Raw genomic sequence first — 17,513 nt, forward strand, 5'->3', positions numbered from 1 at the left:
CTAGTTCACGACCTCTCTCGCAACTCTGCCAGTAGTTTATCTAGGATTTCTCCCTCATAAGCAAAAGGATCCCCCAGCATCACCGTCGGCATTTTCGATTCATCGATGCGCACGTGTATCCAGTCTACCGAAACATCTCTGCGCAGCTGCTCGGCTTCCCGCAATATCCTGCCCCGCATATTTGCCCGGGTAGTGCGGGGCGGATAGGTTTTTGCGGCCTCGATTTGTTCTGAGGTTAGCAGTTGACGCATCAGCCCGGCCTGTCTCAGTGCCGGAGCTAGACCCGCGGAAGTGATGTCGTGATATGCCAAATCTAGGCGCGCTATTAGGGGAGAATTCATAGAAACTTGATGCCGCTGGGCGCTTTGTTCTAGAAGATTCTGCTTAATCACCCAATCTATTTCGCTTTCCACCGCCTGGAAATTTTCGTTCTCGAAACACTTGAGGGTCCTCCCCCACAGTTCTAGGGGATCAAAATCGCCGACTGTTACCCGCTCCCGAGTAGCTTCTAGCTCCCCCGCATCGCTTAGAGTGTTCATCACCCGCTGGTAGATGCGTTTTTGGATTTCTACCGCATCTAGGTGACCGCCCGTTTTTAGCTTTAATGGCGCCCGCCCGGTTAGATCGGCGTTGATTTCGCGGATCGCGCTCATAGGGTCAGTTATCGCCAAGTCGCTCACGCTTAAAGAACAGTCAATCGCATCTAGCAGAGCAATGGTCATCCCCACTTTTAGAGCGGTAGTGGCTTCACAAATATTGGAATCCCCTACGATTACGTGCATACGGCGATACTGACTAGAGTCTGCCAGCGGCTCATCCCGAGTATTAATAATGGGACGCGCCCGGGTAGTAGCCGCCGAAATCGGGTCATACATTTTGTCGGCACGTTGAGAAAAATGATAGCCGCCCTCTTCATCTACCATCCCCGCTCCCACCAAGATTTGCCGGGTAATGAAGAAGGTAATCAGCGCGTCAGCCATACCCATAAAATCCGCGGAGCGATGCAAAAGATAGTTTTCGTGACAGCCGCACGAATTCCCCTGGGAGTCGCGATTATTCTTTAGCAGGTGAATCTGTCCGTTGATACCGTCAGCAGGTAGTTGTTGATTAGTGGTGGTTACTAGATCGGAAAAAATTTCTTGCCCAGCAACGTCTTGAGCCAATAAATCCGCTAAATAGTCACATTCGGCAGTCGCGTATTCGGGATGCGACCCTACATCCAGGTAGAGCCGTCCCCCGTTACCTAAAAACACATTAGAAGAGCGATGACGGTTGACTACCGGCATAAAGAGACGGCGAGCGGCCTGTTCTGCATCCAGGGGCGGCTTTCCTTCGGTAGCGGCACAAGTAATCCCGTACTCGGTTTCGATCCCGAAAATCCTCCGCAAGGACTATTCCCCACCTTTTTGTACGAAACCTTCAACAAAGGCTTGCGCATCGGTTTCCATTACCGTGTCTATCTGCTCTAAGAGGGCATCAATCGCGGGAGCATTGATTTGTGCCTGTGCGGTTTCTATCCCTTCGTCAAGACTAGTATTTTTCCCGCCGGGCGCGTTTATTTGTTCTTGTACCACTGTTGTTTCCTCCTAATAAAGACAAGCCTAAAATTTTTCTGTCGGTTTTTCCTTTTTAGCGCTCAGGGCGCGGGCAAACCCGGCGGCATCCCCATTTTCGAGGGCGCGCGCTTCAGCTGGCGAGGCAGCGCAATCCGGATCCCCCAAACTGAAGCGTAATAGCTGCTCCCCGCCTAAATCTAAGAGCAGCGACTGCCAGGATCCTTTCTTAACTTCCGGCAGTTTCGCTACCGCCATCCCCCGCACCCAGGATCTGCCCCCACGAGGAGGCCGAGAAACCGCTTGCGATACTTCTTCCGGTGAAAACAGTTGCTCTACCATTCCGGCAGCACAAAGATTTTCGAATATTCCTGGCCGCAGCGCCGCCCATTGTAAATCTAACGCCTGAATTTTGGGGTGGTTCCAATCGGAGCCTAGACGCTGCCGCATTCGTGCTAAAAGTTGATATTTCCCTACCCATTCCACTCGACGGGCGGCCAGCTCGCGATCTGTGGCCAAAGAATCTAGCACTTGTTGCCAGTCTTTAAGCAGCTCCGCGCTAGCCTGGTCTGCCCCGCCGCGCTCTTCTAAGGCCTCGGCAATGGCAGCTCGGATTGCGTTTTGAATCTGGAGGGCAGTCAGCGGTCCCGATACCGTTTCTACGCGGTGAGTTAGCGAAAGATCATGCGATACCGCCCAGGTTTCTTCTACCGGATCGGAAGTAATCCGCAGCTCTTCCAGCTGTTTTACCTGGGGACAATCGGGGTTTTCTAGGAGCCACAGCAAAGCAGCAGTAGAGCCTAGACGCAGGTAAGTAGAGTATTGGAAACGGTTTGCATCCCCACCAATAACGTGGAGGCGCCGCCACCGGCTAGCATCCGCATGTGGTTCGTCGCGGGTATTAATTATCGGCCGGTTAAAGGTAGTTTCCAGTCCGATATCGTTTTCTACATAGTCCGCGCGTTGCGAAATTTGGAAACCAGCTTTTTCGGAGCGCTGTCCGATACCTACGCGTCCGGCTCCGCAAATAATTGGCCGGGTTACCAGGAAGGGAATCAGGGTTTGGGCAAGACCGTAAAAATCTAGGTCACGCCGCAGTAAATAGTTCTCATGACTGCCATAGGCCGCGCCTTTACCATCCACATTGTTCTTGTAAAGCTCAATCTGGTTGCCATTTTCTGCTGCCAGCTCCATGGCACGGCGAGCAATCAGATCTCCTGCCGCATCATAGAGTGCCCCTTGTTTGGGATCCAGAGTTTCCGGAGAGGAATATTCCGGGTGAGCATGATCCACGTACAGGCGCGCGCCATTAGTCAGTACACAGGCACTTGGCTTAGGCATTGCGGCTTCTTGAGCACTGGGGCGGGCAACCGCCTGTACTCCCGGGCCGGCAGGTGCCAGCTGCTCGGGATTATTGGTTAGCTGCGAGGGATCCGCCTGGCGGGGATTAAGCGAAAACCCGCGCATATCCTGCAAGGGGTTTTCACCCTCATAATCCCAGGTAACCGCTGCTGACGGGCGCGAGTGATCCCGGTAAGCCGTCACTACTTGGGTAGACAGCGCCACCGGGTTAGCGTAGGCGTTTCCTACCTGGATAATCCCGAACTCGGTTTCAGTTCCCAACGGTCGACTAATAGCGCTTTGAGCCACGGTTCCTCCTATTGCAGGCTACGCACATCGACAATTCGCGCGCCCCTAACTCCCAGGGTACGCGCCCACTCTCCCGGATCGGCAGAAGCCCCCAGAGCTGCAGTTTCGCGAATTTCTTCCACCGCGGCTACTTCTACGTGTCTCCAACTAAGTCCATTTATGTTCGCCGAATCCTGTAGTGAGTCTTTAATCGCCGCTTTTTTCGCCCGCTCTACAATCGAGGCAATCATCGCCCCTGAAAGCAACGAATGGGCATAGACTATTTCTTTTTCCCCGTTCTCATAGGCAACTTCATAAATCTGAGTGCGATCTGATTCTTCCGCCAGTAGCGTCACCAGTTTTTCGCGCAGCCTCGTCTTGCCATCTGCCGGGGAAGTTCCTTCCTCTGATTCTACCGGTACATTTTTTCCCAGGTGGATATCAAAGATCTGTCCGGCCTGTTCCAAATTAGGCCGCTCAATACGTACCCGCACATCTAGCCGTCCCGGCCGCAGCACCGCTGGGTCTATCATGTCTTCGCGGTTAGAAGCCCCAATCACGATCACATTTGAAAGCGCTTCTACCCCATCGATCTCAGCGAGTAGCTGGGGGACGATCATCGTTTCCACATCGGAAGAGATTCCGGATCCTCGGGTACGGAAAAGTGCTTCCATTTCGTCAAAGAAAATCACTACCGGGTGCTCGCTGCTGGCTAGTTGTCGCGCCCTAGAAAAAATAGCCCGGATTTGCCGTTCGGTTTCTCCCACGAATTTCGAAAGTAATTCCGGTCCTTTTATCGACAAGAAATAGGAGGATTTCCCGTGGGCATTAGCCCCTAAAGAAGTAGCAACCGCCTTGGCTATCAGCGTTTTCCCACATCCGGGCGGGCCGTATAACAGTATCCCTTTCGGTGCGGAAAGACCGTAGCGCCGATAAAGATCAGGGTGAATAAAGGGCAGTTCCACCGCGTCCCGGATAGTTTCAATCTGTTTTTTGAGTCCCCCGATCTGTTTATAAGAAACATTGGGGACTTGGGGAGCCAGTAGCTGTTCTACCTCTCCTCTTTGCACCTTCTGCACTGCAATCCCACTACGACCTTCCAGCAGCAGCGAGTCCCCCACCTCAATTTTTCCAACAAGAGGGGCAGCTAGGGACACGATTTCACTATCGGTATTCGATAGCCGCACCAGGACGCGACCATGGGGCATAACTTCCCCTACCTGCACTAAAGTTCCGGTGCGGGGATAGGACAGAATCTTCGAGACCACCATTTCTTCGTTAACTAAAACTTCGATCCCGACCTGTAAATATTCAGGTTTAATATCCGGATGTACCCGAAGCATCATCGGTTTCCCATTTAAAAACAGCCGCACGTTACCGGGGCTTTGGGGAGTTTCCGCGATTACGGCCACGGTTGCCGGCGGTTTAGCTAAATCGGCAAGCTGCTGATGAATCGCTACCACTTGTTCGCGAGCGGCTCCCAAAGCTGCAGACAGACGCTTGTTCTTCCCTTTCAAGGAGGTCACTTCCCTCTGAAGGGCTTGCAGCTGCTCTTCGCTAGGATCTGACATCAGTTTCCTTTCCGTACACCTCTTTCAGCCTATTAGTTTTGCCTGCCACCTGCTCTAAATGTCCAGGATTACTAACATTTACGAGGGCGTACCCAGGCTGGTTTCTGGCTCTGGCGGCGGCGTGCTTTCAGCAGCAGCGTTTCCTCGCGCCCAGTACTCGGCGCGCCTAACTACGTCGCGGCGCACCCGGCGTGTCTTTCTCTGCGCGGGATTGCGCTGCCCGAGTCGCACTTGCTCCCAATCATCTTCCGGGCTCCACTGCCCGCCGTTTATCTTGGCCGCTTTAGGGGTATTTCCCAGTTTTTTCGGTCGCCGCGCCCCCCTTGCCAGCACTCGGCAGGTAACCAAAAACCCGGTATGTCCTACCATCTGATGTTCGGGTCGCAGCGCTAACCCCTCGGTATGCCACTGTCTTTGGATAGTTTCTTCGCTGCAGGTAAAACCAAAATGTCCATCACTTCGAAGCGCTTCTACCAGCGTAGACACTTGAGTTACGGTCGTTACGTAGCAACAGAGCACCCCGCCGGGAACCAACAGGTTATAGAGATCGTCTAGATAGTTCCAGGGGTCGAGCAGGTCAATAACCGCGCGATCAAAATAGTGGGAACCGTAAATGCTATCCAGGTCTATTTCCCCCAGGCGTCCGCGTTGCAGCTGCCAGGCCGGATGAGGGCGTCCGAACCATAAATCTACATTCGCCTGGGCGATATCGGCGAAGTCTTCGCGTTCTTCCACCGAGACCAACTGGCCACCTTCTCCCATCATCTCCAGGAGTGAAACCGTCAGCGCCCCCGAACCTGCCCCACATTCAAAAACCCGGGCACCCGTAAAAATATCGGCAGATTGCAGGATTTGCGCCGCGTCCTTGGGATAGATAATCGCCGCTCCCCGCGGCATGGATAGGGTATAGTCCAAGCGGCGGGGACGAAAAGCCAAGAATTCTCGCCCCTCCCGGGAACGAATCAGGCTGCCCTCTTCCCTGCCCAATAACTCGGAAAGCGGGAAAGAAGCTTTCGCAGTATTAAACCAGCCGTTTTCGGTAATAGTTACCGTATGTAGATCCCCGGAAGCCCCCTGGAGCTGCACCCGGTCTCCGAGTCTAAACGCCCCGCGCGCACGCGCCGAACATCCGGGGACATCTGGGGGGACACATCCGCCTGATTTTTCTGGTTCAATCTGAGTCATCTCCCTAATCCTAGCTTTATCTTGCCCGCTTCCCGGTATCAGGTAGCGTCTTACAATACTCTTATGAGTATTTCTAAGCGCACCTCTGCCCTCTCCCCTTCCCGGATAGGCACTTTCCGGAATTGTCCCTTGCAGTTCCGTTTCCAAGTGATAGATAAGATCCCCACCAAAGAATCTCCAGTACGCCAGCGGGGAACTTTGGTACACGCAGCGCTAGAGAATTTATTTGACCTTCCAGCTCAGGAACGAACTTTTGCCGCCGCCAGCCGGAAAATGGAGGAAGCCTGGGAAAAGACACTTAGCGAAAAACCAGATTTGCTCGCCGAACTTTTCGGGGAAGATAGCAGAGGCGAAAACCAGTTCTTAGAAACCGCCCGCCAGTTGCTCGCTAACTATTTCCAAATGGAGAACCCCGATCGTCTCGCCCCTGCCCATCGGGAAAAATATCTACGCGTAACCGATAAAAACCGCCTACACCTGCATGGCTATATTGATCGGGTAGATATTTCTCCCACTGGATTGGTACGGATTGTGGATTACAAGACTGGCAAAGCCCCCGCCGAACGCTATATCGGCCCCTACCAGTTCCAAATTCGCTTTTATGCGCTGCTATGGTACTTGACTCAAGGCCAGCTACCCGCCCGCCTGCAGCTACTGTTTCTAAAAGACCGCCAGGTCTATACCTATACCCCCACTCCCGTGGATATTGACGCCACCACCGAAGAAATATTCGCGGTTTGGGAACAAATCTTAGCCCAGGCTCGTTCGGGTCATTTTCCCCCGCGTCGCTCCCCACTGTGCAATTGGTGTGACTATCGCGCCTACTGCCCCTTGATGGAAGGAATCGCCCCGGAAATATCTAATGAGGGCGTGCAGCGGTTACTTTCCACCCAAGAAGACAGCGCTCAGGAAAACCAGGTTTTAAGCTAAAAGTTCCCGGATATCACTCAGATGTAGATGTCCCACCGAGTCAAACCTTGCCGCTGGAATGCCAGGTACTTCCGTGCTCCTGACCAGCGCCAGCCGTGCTCCCGCGTCCTGTCCAGCAGCTAGCCCAGGAGCAGAATCCTCTACCACCAGGCAATTTTCTATCGGTACGTTTAATCTGCGTGCCGCCAGGCGATAGGGATCACCCGAGGGTTTTTGCCGCATATTGGGTTCCGAACCGGTCACCATCACCTCTAAGGATCCCTCTGGAGCGCTAGTACAAACATCGCGCACCAAGATTTCATAGGAAGCGGAGACTAAAGCAGTGGGGATCCGGTTGCTGGTCAACTCGCTGAGCAGTTCGCGCGCTCCCGGTATCCAGGGAACTCCTTCAAGGGCGTAGAGCTCATGCATATTCGCTACCATCATCTCCACGGCTTTTTCTGGCGCCAGTGGCAAATTCTTGAGCTTGATCATCAGGGAGGCACTATCAAAAAGCGAGTTTCCAGTTAGAGTCTCCCCGTCCTCTTCAGTCCACACTTTTCCGAAGCTGGCAACTATTTTCGCTTCTGTGCGTTGCCAGAGCGGTTCGGAATCAATTAAGGTTCCGTCCATATCGAAAAGAACCGCTCCCATATTTTTCTCCTTCTTAAGCGAAAGCTGATAGGGCTCCTACGGCCAGCGCGATTCCTACCGCAGACCCTAAGAGCAATCGATAGATCACGAATGGCGTGAAAGTCTTGGTTTCTAGCAGGCGCATAAACCACACGATTACCGCGTAGCCTACGGCGAAAGCCACGAGGGTTGCCAGGATTGTTGGCCCCCAGCCGGCAGGATTATTACCTACCGATTTAGCGGCTTCGTAAAACCCGGAAGCAAAAACTGCCGGCATTGCCAGCAGGAAGGAGTAGCGAGCGGCAGCTACCCTGGTGAAACCCATGAGCCGACCGGCGGTAATAGTTCCGCCTGAACGAGAAACCCCGGGAACCAGTGCTAGAGCCTGCGCGAATCCAAAGATGATTGCTTGTACCCAGGAAAGCTGATCAAGGGTTTTGTCTTTCTTGCCAAAGCGGTCTGCCGCCCCTAAGAACAAGGCAAAGACGATTAGCATCACCACGGTGATCCACATATTACGGAATTCTTTTTCAATCCAATCCTGGCCGAGCAGACCCAGGATTCCGATCGGTAAAGAACCTACAATAATCATCCACCCCATCCGCACATCCGGGTCGCTTTGGGAAACGCCACTACGAGCGGGCGCAAAGGCTTGGAACCATTTGCACACAATCCGCGAGATATCTTTCCAAAAGTAGATGAGGACGGCGCTTTCGGTTCCTATCTGGGTGATCGCAGTAAAGGCGGCACCGGGGTCATCTCCAAAGATTGCTCCTAGAATCCGCAGATGGGCAGAGGAGGAAATCGGTAAAAACTCGGTCAGTCCCTGCACAAGACCCATAATGATGGCTTCAATGGTGTTCACGACCTCCAAGCCTATCGTCTTAGTGACCACTACTCGTCTTTCGTTTAGGTGTTTTCTCTCACCTCACCCCCACTTCCTCTCTGCTCACGTACTACCGTCCTCCTAGCTGTAGTGCACTTTCTTCGGCTATCAACCCGAGATTTTAAATAGGTCTTCCCTGGGAACTGTCAATCTCAGCCCCCTATTTTCTGCTCTCGCGCCGTGCCTGAAAACTTCTCCCCTCCCTCCCCTTTAACCTGGGAGTATGGAGAAAAGAAGATTAGGCCGCAGCGGACTCATGGTTTCCAGCTTGGGGTTGGGGACTCTCACCTGGGGGCGAGATACCGATCTAGAACAGGCGAGCGAGCAGCTGCGAATGTTCCTAGATGCCGGGGGTAATCTGCTTGACACAGCCGCTACCTATGGGGAGGGCGAGTCTGAAAAACTTATCGGCACCCTTTTGGACGAGGAGTTTTCTCGCGATGACCTAGTAATTTGTTCAAAGGCAGGAGTTAGAGCAGGCGATCCCCCTTCGGTTGATGCTTCCCGGGCGAATCTATTACGCGGTCTGGATCAAACTCTGGAACGGCTGGGAACCGCCTATATTGATGTGTGGTTTGTTCACCATTACGACCCATTTGTACGGGTAGAAGAGACTTTAACCGCTTTAGAGATGGCACTGCGTTCTGGGCGCGCCCGCTACGTGGGGGTATCGAACTACCCGGCTTGGGCAATGGCGGAGCTAGCGGTATTGCTGGGGCAAGATCGCTACGAGGTAGCCGCCGTACAAGGGGAATATTCTTTAGTCAACCGCCAGGTTGAAGAGGAAGTACTGGGAGCAGCCGAGCATTTTGACTCCAGCTTTATCGCCTGGTCTCCCCTGGGACGCGGGGTTTTAACCGGGAAATACCAAACTAGTATCCCGCCGGATTCCCGGGCAGCTTCCCCACATTTACAGGGTTTTGTATCCCCCTATCTATCTGCCGAATATCAGCCGATTATCGAGGCAGTGTTAGCAGGAGCCGAAGGCTTAGAGTGGGATCCTTTGAAACTGGCATTAGCTTGGGTGAAGGATGCTCCCGGAGTCACCAGCGCTTTAACCGGGGCGCGCAGCGCTGGGCAGTTTGCCGCGATACTAAAAGCAGCGGATGCACATGTGCCCCATCAGATAAGAGTAGCTTTAAACGAGGCCAGCGAGTAAGAAAACTGAAGAAGACTTAATCGTCTTCGTCGTCCTCATCGTCCTCGTCAAAGTCGTATTCTTCGTCAAGGATCTCTTCTGGTTCGTCTAGGAGATCGTCACCGTCTTCTTCGTCCTCTTCGTCCGCGTCGAAATCGTAGTCTTCGTCCTCGTCCTGATAGCCAGATTCGTCTGCTTGTAGCACCTGATCTACATGGTCGAACAGACTTTCCGAATCGATATCTTCATCCTCGAAAATATCTAGCGGTAGGTCGCAGCCCAATTGGGAATAGAGAGCTTCGTCGTAAGCCGAAAAAGCGGCTTCAAGTTTTTCTCCTGCCCGCGCTACCTGCGGATCACAGTCAGGATCTTCAGCACCCCGCGCAGCCTCTAAATGTGCTTGCAGCGCACCTACAAAGTTATCGAATGTTATTTGCAAACGGTCAGCCACGATACACCACCCCCTGGGCGCCGAATCAACCAGGATGCTTAGGGCAGGTGAAGTTGTCCGCGAATCATGGTCACCATCAAGTCGGTTCCCTTGATTTCTGCGGTTTCTTCCGATCCGACGATCCGCGTCGTACCGTCAGGGTCAACCAGCTGCGAGGCACCACCATCAGGGCCTAACGGCAAAATGACCCATTCCTTACCCGGAGCATAGGTTGTCGAAGGAGGCCGACCGGAAAGCTGATCACGAATATTCGCGATCACCACCCGGGCGTGAGCGCGAGCAGCGTCTGCGCGCTTTGATTCCGGCACGTCGGTAATGTCGCCCACTGCGTAAACATTTTCCATGTCCTTTACGCGCAGGTGCTCGTCAACCATAACTGTGCCGTTAGCATGCATAACCTGGGAATATGATCCGTGGAGGTAGCCGGAAGAGGTTTGAGCCCCGTAGCACAGGAACCACATATCGGCTTCTACCGGTACCCCGGCCAGGGTTTCTACCTGGAAAGTGGAAAGCATTCCCACGTCGGTAGGTGGCATATAGGCTAGAGGAGCTCCCAATACCAATTCGATACCGCGTTCTTCCATCTGGGTGGTGATGGTTTCGCGCAGGGAATCCAGGTAACCCGGAGTGCCCAGGATATAGGGTTCCTTGTCAACCATGATGATTTTCATATCCGGATAAGTGGAGGTGAGCTCACCGGCGAATTCCACGCCGACGGTGCCAGCACCAACCAGCATTACCCGCTTAGCACGAGCCAAGTTTTCGCGAGTTTGATCCAAACGCGCCTTCGCAACCGAGGCTTGAGAAACCATGTGCTTTGCCGGGAATGGGTAGGTAGTTCCCGTTGCTAGCACTAGAAAATCTGCCTCAATGGGATCGTGGCCGGCAACATAAACAGTGCGACCATCCACCCGCATACAAGTTCCATGGACGACCTTGCCGCGGTCAAGCAGGCGACTGTAAGGCATAAACACGGTATGTCCCCACACGGAATCCACCGCCGCCCTAAGCGCTGCCGCGTGATGCACGAACTGGTCTTTTTGTTCGACCAGCGTGACATCAGCCACGTCATCTAGGCCACCCGCCACGGTTATACCACCGTAACCGCCGCCAATGACAACTACTTTAGCCACGCTACCTCCCCTTTTATCTATCCTGGTATATGCCCAAAACAGATGCGAGCTAAATCAGACCGGCAGCTGCCATCGGTCACCCTTTTGGGCGACGAGATGAAGACTTACCAACCCAACGATCATTTTTCAGTTCTACTGTATCTTACGCTATCAAAAAGAATACGTCTTTAGTAACTATCCTACTCAGGAATGCGGATTTTTAACGCGGATTTGACATTGGGAGGGAAAAAATTATCTCCTTTGAGAACTTTTCCGTCTTCGCGATATATCGGCTTGCCTTCACCATCCAGTTTAGAAAGGTTTGAGGCCTGCACTTCCCGCAGTACGGCCGGCAACGAAATCCCGCATTCCAATGCCATTCCGTAAATGACATAAATCAAATCGGCGAGGGCATCAGCGGTTTCTATGGTGTCCCGAGTGCCATCATCGGGCAGAGAGGAAATAGTCTCTTCTAGCATCCGGCGTGCTTTATCTCCATAAACCGCGCCGGTAAGCTCACTAACTTCCTCGTATATTAGACGCATGCGCATATGTACCCGTTCACGATCTACCTCTGGCTCATCGTGTTGAATTGGTAGTCCGTAGACTTCATGAAATTGGCGAACTAAATCTTCGGGGCGATGCGGATCCGGCATCTGCTGTTCGGATTGCTCCCCGGTAATTTGCTGGGTTGGTGCGGCCTCATTCATTAAATTATTCCCTTTCCTATTTCGAAGTTGAAAGCAGCATATTTTGCAGTTCTGCTACTGATGTTACCCAGGGGGCTCCGGGAAATTCCTCCCGGCTACCCGCTCCCCAAGAAACCCCGATGACATCGATACCGATATTGCAAGCCGCCTGGTAATCATCCGCTCGATCCCCCACCATCACTACTCGCCCGGGCGGAGCGACGGCAGCTAACTGGTCGAGGGCGTAGCGAATTACCCCTTCTTTGCCACGTCTTATTTGCGGATTAGCCACATCAGAAGGATTCTCAGCGCTGGTTCCCGCCTTTTCTTGGGTTCCCGCCACACAATCCAAATAGGGGCTCATCCCAGTTGCCTCCGCGATATCGCGTACCAGTTCTTCCAGTTTGGAAGAAGCAACCGCAGTTTTCAGACCGCCACAGTTTAAGCGGCGGAGCAGGTTTTCTATTCCTGAAAACAGCGGTACTTCAGTCATGCGGGGGCGATAATAGCGCCGGTAAACTTCCACTGCCTCATCTAGTAGAGCTTCAGGCAAATCCAGATACTGTTTAAATCCGATACGTAGCGGTGGCCCTACAAAACGTTTAAGCTGCTGGGGAGATTGCGCAGGCAAGCGATAGTAAGAGATCACTTCCGCAACCGCCTCGGTAATCAAGGGAACCGAATCGGTCAAGGTACCATCCATGTCGAAAACCACGGTGTCAAAATAACGCTGCCCCACAAACCCTCGTTTCTGCTCAGTAGCTTCCGATTCTTTAGGGCGCTAGACCCCGCCCTCATTGTAGGCAACTTTCTTCCTCGGTAAATCAACCCGCTTTACCTGCCCAATTTTCCTTCGCTTTTCCGCCAGTACCAAGATGTGCTAATCTCTCTGTTGTCCTCGAGCGCGGGTGGCGGAATTGGTAGACGCGCTAGCTTGAGGTGCTAGTGGCCAACTTAACGGCCGTGAGGGTTCAAGTCCCTTCCCGCGCACCAGTGATTTCTCTATCTCCCCCGTCAAGAAGTTTTGCTTTTATCGCGAGTGTAAGTACGCGGTTTAGCGGACAGATTGTGCTATCTATTCTAGGGTTAGCGGGTTTTTCTAGTTGAAATGCACAGTCGCTAAGCTAGGATTATCCAAACCAAAAGAGCTAGGAGAATACCTTGAGCAAGGATTTAGCAATGCGTGCTATGAATGGCATCCTTGAGCGTATTTCCAGCGGAGAGTTCACTACTTCTATCCCACTTCCTCCTGAGTCAAAGCTTGCCGAAATACTGGGAGTGTCCCGCTTAACCCTGCGAGAAGCGGTACGCGTCCTCAAAGATCGCAACGTACTACAAGTAGTGCATGGTAACGGGACTTTCGTGTTACCCCTGGCGCAGTGGACAGACTTGGGAACCATCGCTGCCTTTCTTTCCCGTACCGAAGATCCCCTGGATTTAGGGGTCAGCCTACTAGAGATCCGCCGTATGATTGAGGTGGGTACCAGCGGCCTAGCTGCCGCCCGGCGCTCAACTGCAGATTTGGAAAACATGGCAAGTGAGCTTGAAAAATATGATCAGGCTTTGGAACGGGGCGATGTTTCCGCTGCCGCTACCGCAGACCTGAACTTCCACCAACAGATTCAAAACGCCAGCGGAAATCCCTTTATCAGCGCATTAATGCAGCCTCTGGAGGTAGCGCTGGAACGTTCGCGTCAGGCAACCGCAGCGGATCAGCGGGTTGCGATGCGTGCCCAATCACATCACCGCCGGATTTACCAGGCAATTAAGAACACAGACGTGGATGGCGCTAAAGAAGCTATGAGGGCACATATGACGCAAACTGCCGAGGATTTACATACCCTAAGAGCTCGCTAGTGAGCTAAATCACTCCTATTTTTCCACCCTGGGACCTTCGTCTTTGCTAGCCTTTAAAAGACATCAGACCTCAGATGACTATTTAAATACTACAAAGGAGTAGGCAGATGGCCATATCGCTTTCCGAAATACTAAAAGGAATGCCCGACAACCCGAAAACCAGCGCCCAGCAGGTACGAGCTGCCCGCGAAGATGCTGGGGATCGCCGGATTTATGTGGTTTTAGATGATGACCCTACCGGTACCCAGTCAGTCTGTGACCTACCGATTCTAACCCGTTGGGAAGTTGAAGACTTTATATGGGCGTTCGAAAGTGGCAAGACCGCGGTTTATGTGATGACTAATTCCCGCTCGCTCTCCCCCACTGATGCCGAAAAAGTCAACCGGGAAGTAGTTTCGTCTGCACTTGCAGCTGCTAAAGAATGCCAGGCGGAACTAGCGTTTGTTTCCCGGTCGGACTCTACCTTGCGTGGACATTTCCCTTTAGAGCCGCAAACCATCATGGACGAAATGGAAAAAACGGGAGCTGCGCCGGCAGATGGAATCATCCTGGTTCCAGCGTTTGGAGACGCTGGGCGAATCACGGTTGACGGAGTGCACTACGCCGGTTCCGAAAGCGAGGGTTTCGTTCCCGTGGGAGAAACCGAATTCGCCAAAGATGCTACCTTCGGATACCGCGAATCCTCCCTGCCCCGCTGGGTAGCAGAAAAAACCGCCGGCAAAGTTAAAGCTGAAGAAGTACAGGTGCTAAAACTTCAAGATCTGCGAGAAAACCTAGCTCAAATCAGCCAGCAGCTGGAGCAGGCACAAAACGGGCAAGTCCTGGCAGCCGATACCGTAACTGAAGAAGATTTACGTCAGCTCGCCCTCGCCCTGATTAAGGCAGAAGCCAGCGGGAAGAACTTTGTTTATCGGGTAGGTCCGCCTTTCGTGCGCGCCCGCATTGGTCAAGAGGTGCACCGTCCACTTACCCGCGAAGAAATTGCCACTGCCCGGGGGGAGCGCGAGTTAGCTGCCGGGGGGCTAATCGTGGTGGGATCCCATGTTGATTTAACCACCCGCCAGCTAAATAGACTGCGGGAGGAGGAAAAACCCGCTGAGCTGGAAATCGAAGTGCAGCAGATTATCGATCCTGAGCGCCGCGACAAGCATCTGAAAGCAGTAACCGACCAGGCTATCTCGGCAATCAAAAATGGAAACGTGATAGTTAGGACTTCCCGCAAACTGGTTACCGGAGTTGATGGTGACGCCTCTTTAGAGATTTCCCGGCAAGTATCTGCAGCCGTAGTCAAAGTTACTAGAGAGATTTTGCGGGCTACTCCCCCACGTTTCGTAGTCGCCAAGGGGGGTATCACCTCTTCAGATACGGCTTCAAAGGGGCTAGAAATCCGCCGCGCTCTGGTGATCGGTTCCATGCTGGAGGGAATTGTTTCCCTCTGGACTGCATCTTCTGGGCCTGCCGCTGGAATCCCCTATATCGTTTTTGCCGGGAACGTGGGCAACGAAGAGTCTTTGGCACAAGTAGTACGCAAACTTTCGCGTTAACAAAAGGTGTATTTAAAGGTTTAAGAACTTCACTCAAAGGAGAGAATCATGAAAATTGCAGTAATCGGTCTCGGAGCAATGGGCTACCAAATCTGCTCCTGGCTCAACAATGACTTCACCGTCACCGGCTATGACATTGCCACGGAAAAAATGGCAATGGCTGCTAAAGACGGAATTGCGACCGCCCCTTCAGCCCAGGAAGCCGTAAAAGATACTGACATTGTACTGGTAGCAATACGTAACAGCGCTCAGTTAAAAGATTTGCTCTACGGCGAAGACGGGATTGCCAGCGCGATGCGCACCGGCTCTTGTCTGCTCCTCACCTCCACGATTGGGATTGACGCAGTAGAATCTGTCGCCACTCAGCTCAAGGCAGATGGAATTGGCCTGATAGATGCCCCGGTATCCGGAGGACCGGCACGCGCCGGCAAGGGTGACCTGTTAGTAGTAGTAGGCGCAGTTGAGGAGGAATACAACTTCGCGAAACCGGTACTGGATGCCATGTCCTCCACCCTAGTTTGGGTAGGAAAAGCCCCCGGTAAAGGACAGGCAATGAAAACTGTAAACCAGCTGCTGTGCGGAGTTCATATCGCGGCTGCCGGCGAGGCTCTAGCACTGGCAGGACAATTGGATTTAGATCAAGAAGTTGTTCTTGAAGCCCTAATGGCGGGAGCCGCAGAGTCCTTCATGCTAGGTGACCGCGGCCCGCGAGCAATCTTAGCTTCGCGCGGCGAAGAACCCGAAGTAAAGTCACGTCTGGATATTTTCGTTAAAGACATGGGAATCGTGACTGCAGCAGCTAAGGCTGCGGGGATGGCCGTGCCAGTGGCCGCTGCCGCCGAACAAGAATACCTGTTAGGTTACGCCAACGGGCAAGGAGCTATGGATGACTCTTCGGTAATTAACGTAGTAAAGCCGGAGGTGAAATAACAGTGAGTACTGGAGCGTTGCTAGGAATAGCACTGGGAGCGATTATCGTCCTGCTGCTACTAGTTATTAAAATACAGCTTTCCGCTTTTGTCTCTTTGCTTTTAGTAGCAGCCGGCACCGCCCTGGCAACTGGAATATCAGTGGGCGATATCGTTCCGGTGTTGCAAAAGGGGATGGGCAATACCTTATCTTCGGTGATGATTATCGTTGGGCTAGGTGCCATGTTGGGACGCACCATTGAAGTTGGCGGCGGAGCCGATGCGTTAGCCCGTAGATTTACCAAGGTTCTGGGGCAAAAACGAGTAATCGCCGCGGTAACTGCCGCCGCTTTCGTATTAAGCATCCCGGTATTTTTCGATGTGGGTTTCATTATTCTCGCTCCTATAGTCTTCGGATTTGCCAGGGTAGCTAAGATCAACCCCTTAAAAATTGCGCTGCCAGTAGCTGGGGCACTGCTTACGGTACACGTCACGCTACCCCCTCATCCCGGCCCGGTAGCAGCAGCCGGAATTACCAACGCTGACGTTGGAACCATGCTGATGGTGGGGCTGCCCATCACCGCCATTACTGCGGTTATAGGGTTCTTTGCCGCGAAGCTGGTGAAAGTTGAGGGAATCGAATTACTGGAATCTCCTGCTGACCAGCCTATTGAAGTCGAAGTAGCCGAGGGCGCTGGCTCTACCAGCGGAAAAGTAGTTAAAGAAAGCGTTGAGGCAGTAAAAGAACGCATCGAAAATATCGGCGCTGGCACCGTGGTACTGCTGATTTTGCTACCTATTTTGCAAATTATGTTGGGAACCGTGGGAAATACCGTACTCGAGGAAGGCTCTACAGCCCAACAATGGCTAGGTTTCTTAGGTTCTTCCTCCATTGCGTTACTAACTGGAGTAATCGTGGCTTATCTAGTGGTGGGTCACAAACTTGGTTGGAGCCTGCAAAAACGCGGCTCGGTATTGGATTCCGCCTTGCCCGATGTAGCGGTCATTGTGTTCGTAACCGGAGCGGGTGGGGTCTTCGCAAATGTGCTCGTGGAATCCGGAATCGGAAAGGCTCTATCGGATGCTTTGATCAGTCTAAATATGCCGATTATTTTAGCTGGATTCCTAATCTCAGCGGCACTCCGAGCCTCGCAAGGCTCAGCTACGGTGGCGATTCTAACAAGCGCTGGATTACTGGCAGAACCCATTGCGGCAGCGGGATACACCGATCTACAAACTGTTTTGGTAACTATTGCCATTGGTTTTGGAGGTCTGGGACTATCCCATATCAACGATTCCGGATTCTGGATCGTTACCAAATATTTAGGACTGACAGTTAAAGACGGTCTGAAAACTTGGACTGTATTATCCACGGTGTTCGGCATAACCGGATTCTTACTAACCAGTGGAGTTTTCCTTCTGGTTTCTTAAAGCTAGTTTTCACCTCG

At 52.8% G+C, this 17,513-nt stretch carries 17 protein-coding genes and 1 tRNA gene; 7 read left to right on the plus strand and 11 right to left on the minus strand.

The window, feature by feature from the left end:
* Positions 1–5: 5 nt before the first annotated feature.
* The 5 genes from pafA to E6072_RS01985 form a co-directional block, all read right to left on the minus strand.
* Positions 6–1,388, minus strand: coding sequence for a Pup--protein ligase (gene pafA, locus E6072_RS01965; protein WP_316693384.1), 1,383 nt, complete (start codon positions 1,386–1,388; stop codon positions 6–8).
* 3 nt (positions 1,389–1,391) lie between these two features.
* Positions 1,392–1,574, minus strand: coding sequence for a ubiquitin-like protein Pup (locus E6072_RS01970; RefSeq protein WP_316693386.1), 183 nt, complete (start codon positions 1,572–1,574; stop codon positions 1,392–1,394).
* Positions 1,575–1,601: 27 nt separating this feature from the next.
* Positions 1,602–3,203, minus strand: coding sequence for a depupylase/deamidase Dop (gene dop / locus E6072_RS01975; RefSeq protein WP_316693388.1), 1,602 nt, complete (start codon positions 3,201–3,203; stop codon positions 1,602–1,604).
* An 8-nt stretch (positions 3,204–3,211) separates the two neighbouring features.
* Positions 3,212–4,753, minus strand: coding sequence for a proteasome ATPase (arc, locus tag E6072_RS01980; RefSeq protein WP_316693390.1), 1,542 nt, complete (start codon positions 4,751–4,753; stop codon positions 3,212–3,214).
* 78 nt (positions 4,754–4,831) lie between these two features.
* Complete coding sequence (locus tag E6072_RS01985; RefSeq protein ID WP_316693391.1) at positions 4,832–5,938, minus strand: tRNA (adenine-N1)-methyltransferase; 1,107 nt, start codon at positions 5,936–5,938, stop codon at positions 4,832–4,834.
* Between the two features lie 63 nt (positions 5,939–6,001).
* Here E6072_RS01985 and E6072_RS01990 point away from each other — a divergent pair, with 63 nt between their 5' ends.
* Positions 6,002–6,868 carry a PD-(D/E)XK nuclease family protein gene (locus E6072_RS01990; RefSeq protein ID WP_316693392.1) on the plus strand — a complete coding sequence of 289 codons (867 nt, stop codon included), beginning with the start codon at positions 6,002–6,004 and terminating at the stop codon, positions 6,866–6,868.
* Here the strand turns inward: E6072_RS01990 and E6072_RS01995 are convergent.
* Positions 6,860–7,501, minus strand: coding sequence for an HAD family phosphatase (locus E6072_RS01995; protein WP_316693393.1), 642 nt, complete (start codon positions 7,499–7,501; stop codon positions 6,860–6,862). The two genes, E6072_RS01990 and E6072_RS01995, sit on opposite strands and share 9 nt — an antisense overlap.
* A gap of 13 nt (positions 7,502–7,514) precedes the next feature.
* Positions 7,515–8,345 carry an undecaprenyl-diphosphate phosphatase gene (locus E6072_RS02000; RefSeq protein ID WP_316693394.1) on the minus strand — a complete coding sequence of 277 codons (831 nt, stop codon included), beginning with the start codon at positions 8,343–8,345 and terminating at the stop codon, positions 7,515–7,517.
* A gap of 244 nt (positions 8,346–8,589) precedes the next feature.
* Between E6072_RS02000 and E6072_RS02005 the strand changes: the two genes are divergently transcribed.
* Positions 8,590–9,525 (plus strand): aldo/keto reductase, encoded by a 936-nt coding sequence (locus tag E6072_RS02005; RefSeq protein ID WP_316693395.1) that lies wholly within the window; start codon positions 8,590–8,592, stop codon positions 9,523–9,525.
* A 16-nt stretch (positions 9,526–9,541) separates the two neighbouring features.
* Here the strand turns inward: E6072_RS02005 and E6072_RS02010 are convergent, their stop codons facing one another.
* The 4 genes from E6072_RS02010 to E6072_RS02025 all read right to left on the minus strand — a co-directional run bounded on the left by E6072_RS02010 (position 9,542) and on the right by E6072_RS02025 (position 12,495).
* The gene (locus tag E6072_RS02010; RefSeq protein ID WP_316693396.1) at positions 9,542–9,955 is read right to left on the minus strand and encodes a DNA primase; all 414 of its coding nucleotides are present in this window, start codon (positions 9,953–9,955) and stop codon (positions 9,542–9,544) included.
* Between the two features lie 38 nt (positions 9,956–9,993).
* Positions 9,994–11,088, minus strand: a complete 1,095-nt coding sequence (locus E6072_RS02015; protein WP_024059052.1) for an FAD-dependent oxidoreductase — start codon at positions 11,086–11,088, stop codon at positions 9,994–9,996.
* Positions 11,089–11,267: 179 nt separating this feature from the next.
* The gene (locus E6072_RS02020; protein WP_278605945.1) at positions 11,268–11,777 is read right to left on the minus strand and encodes a nucleoside triphosphate pyrophosphohydrolase family protein; all 510 of its coding nucleotides are present in this window, start codon (positions 11,775–11,777) and stop codon (positions 11,268–11,270) included.
* Between the two features lie 16 nt (positions 11,778–11,793).
* Positions 11,794–12,495 carry an HAD family hydrolase gene (locus E6072_RS02025; RefSeq protein ID WP_278605944.1) on the minus strand — a complete coding sequence of 234 codons (702 nt, stop codon included), beginning with the start codon at positions 12,493–12,495 and terminating at the stop codon, positions 11,794–11,796.
* Positions 12,496–12,658: 163 nt separating this feature from the next.
* Here E6072_RS02025 and E6072_RS02030 point away from each other — a divergent pair.
* The 5 genes from E6072_RS02030 (at position 12,659) to E6072_RS02050 (ending at position 17,496) form a co-directional block, all read left to right on the plus strand.
* Positions 12,659–12,749 (plus strand) — tRNA-Leu (locus tag E6072_RS02030).
* A gap of 168 nt (positions 12,750–12,917) precedes the next feature.
* A complete protein-coding gene (locus E6072_RS02035; RefSeq protein WP_316693397.1) occupies positions 12,918–13,613 on the plus strand; it encodes an FCD domain-containing protein in 696 nt (231 codons plus the stop codon).
* Positions 13,614–13,720: 107 nt separating this feature from the next.
* Positions 13,721–15,157, plus strand: coding sequence for a four-carbon acid sugar kinase family protein (locus E6072_RS02040; protein WP_278605942.1), 1,437 nt, complete (start codon positions 13,721–13,723; stop codon positions 15,155–15,157).
* Between the two features lie 48 nt (positions 15,158–15,205).
* The gene (locus E6072_RS02045; protein WP_278605941.1) at positions 15,206–16,087 is read left to right on the plus strand and encodes an NAD(P)-dependent oxidoreductase; all 882 of its coding nucleotides are present in this window, start codon (positions 15,206–15,208) and stop codon (positions 16,085–16,087) included.
* Between the two features lie 2 nt (positions 16,088–16,089).
* Positions 16,090–17,496 (plus strand): GntP family transporter, encoded by a 1,407-nt coding sequence (locus E6072_RS02050; RefSeq protein WP_278605940.1) that lies wholly within the window; start codon positions 16,090–16,092, stop codon positions 17,494–17,496.
* Positions 17,497–17,513: the final 17 nt, after the last annotated feature.

The organism is Varibaculum cambriense (assembly GCF_032557235.1).
Classification (GTDB): Bacteria; Actinomycetota; Actinomycetes; order Actinomycetales; family Actinomycetaceae; genus Varibaculum; species Varibaculum cambriense_C.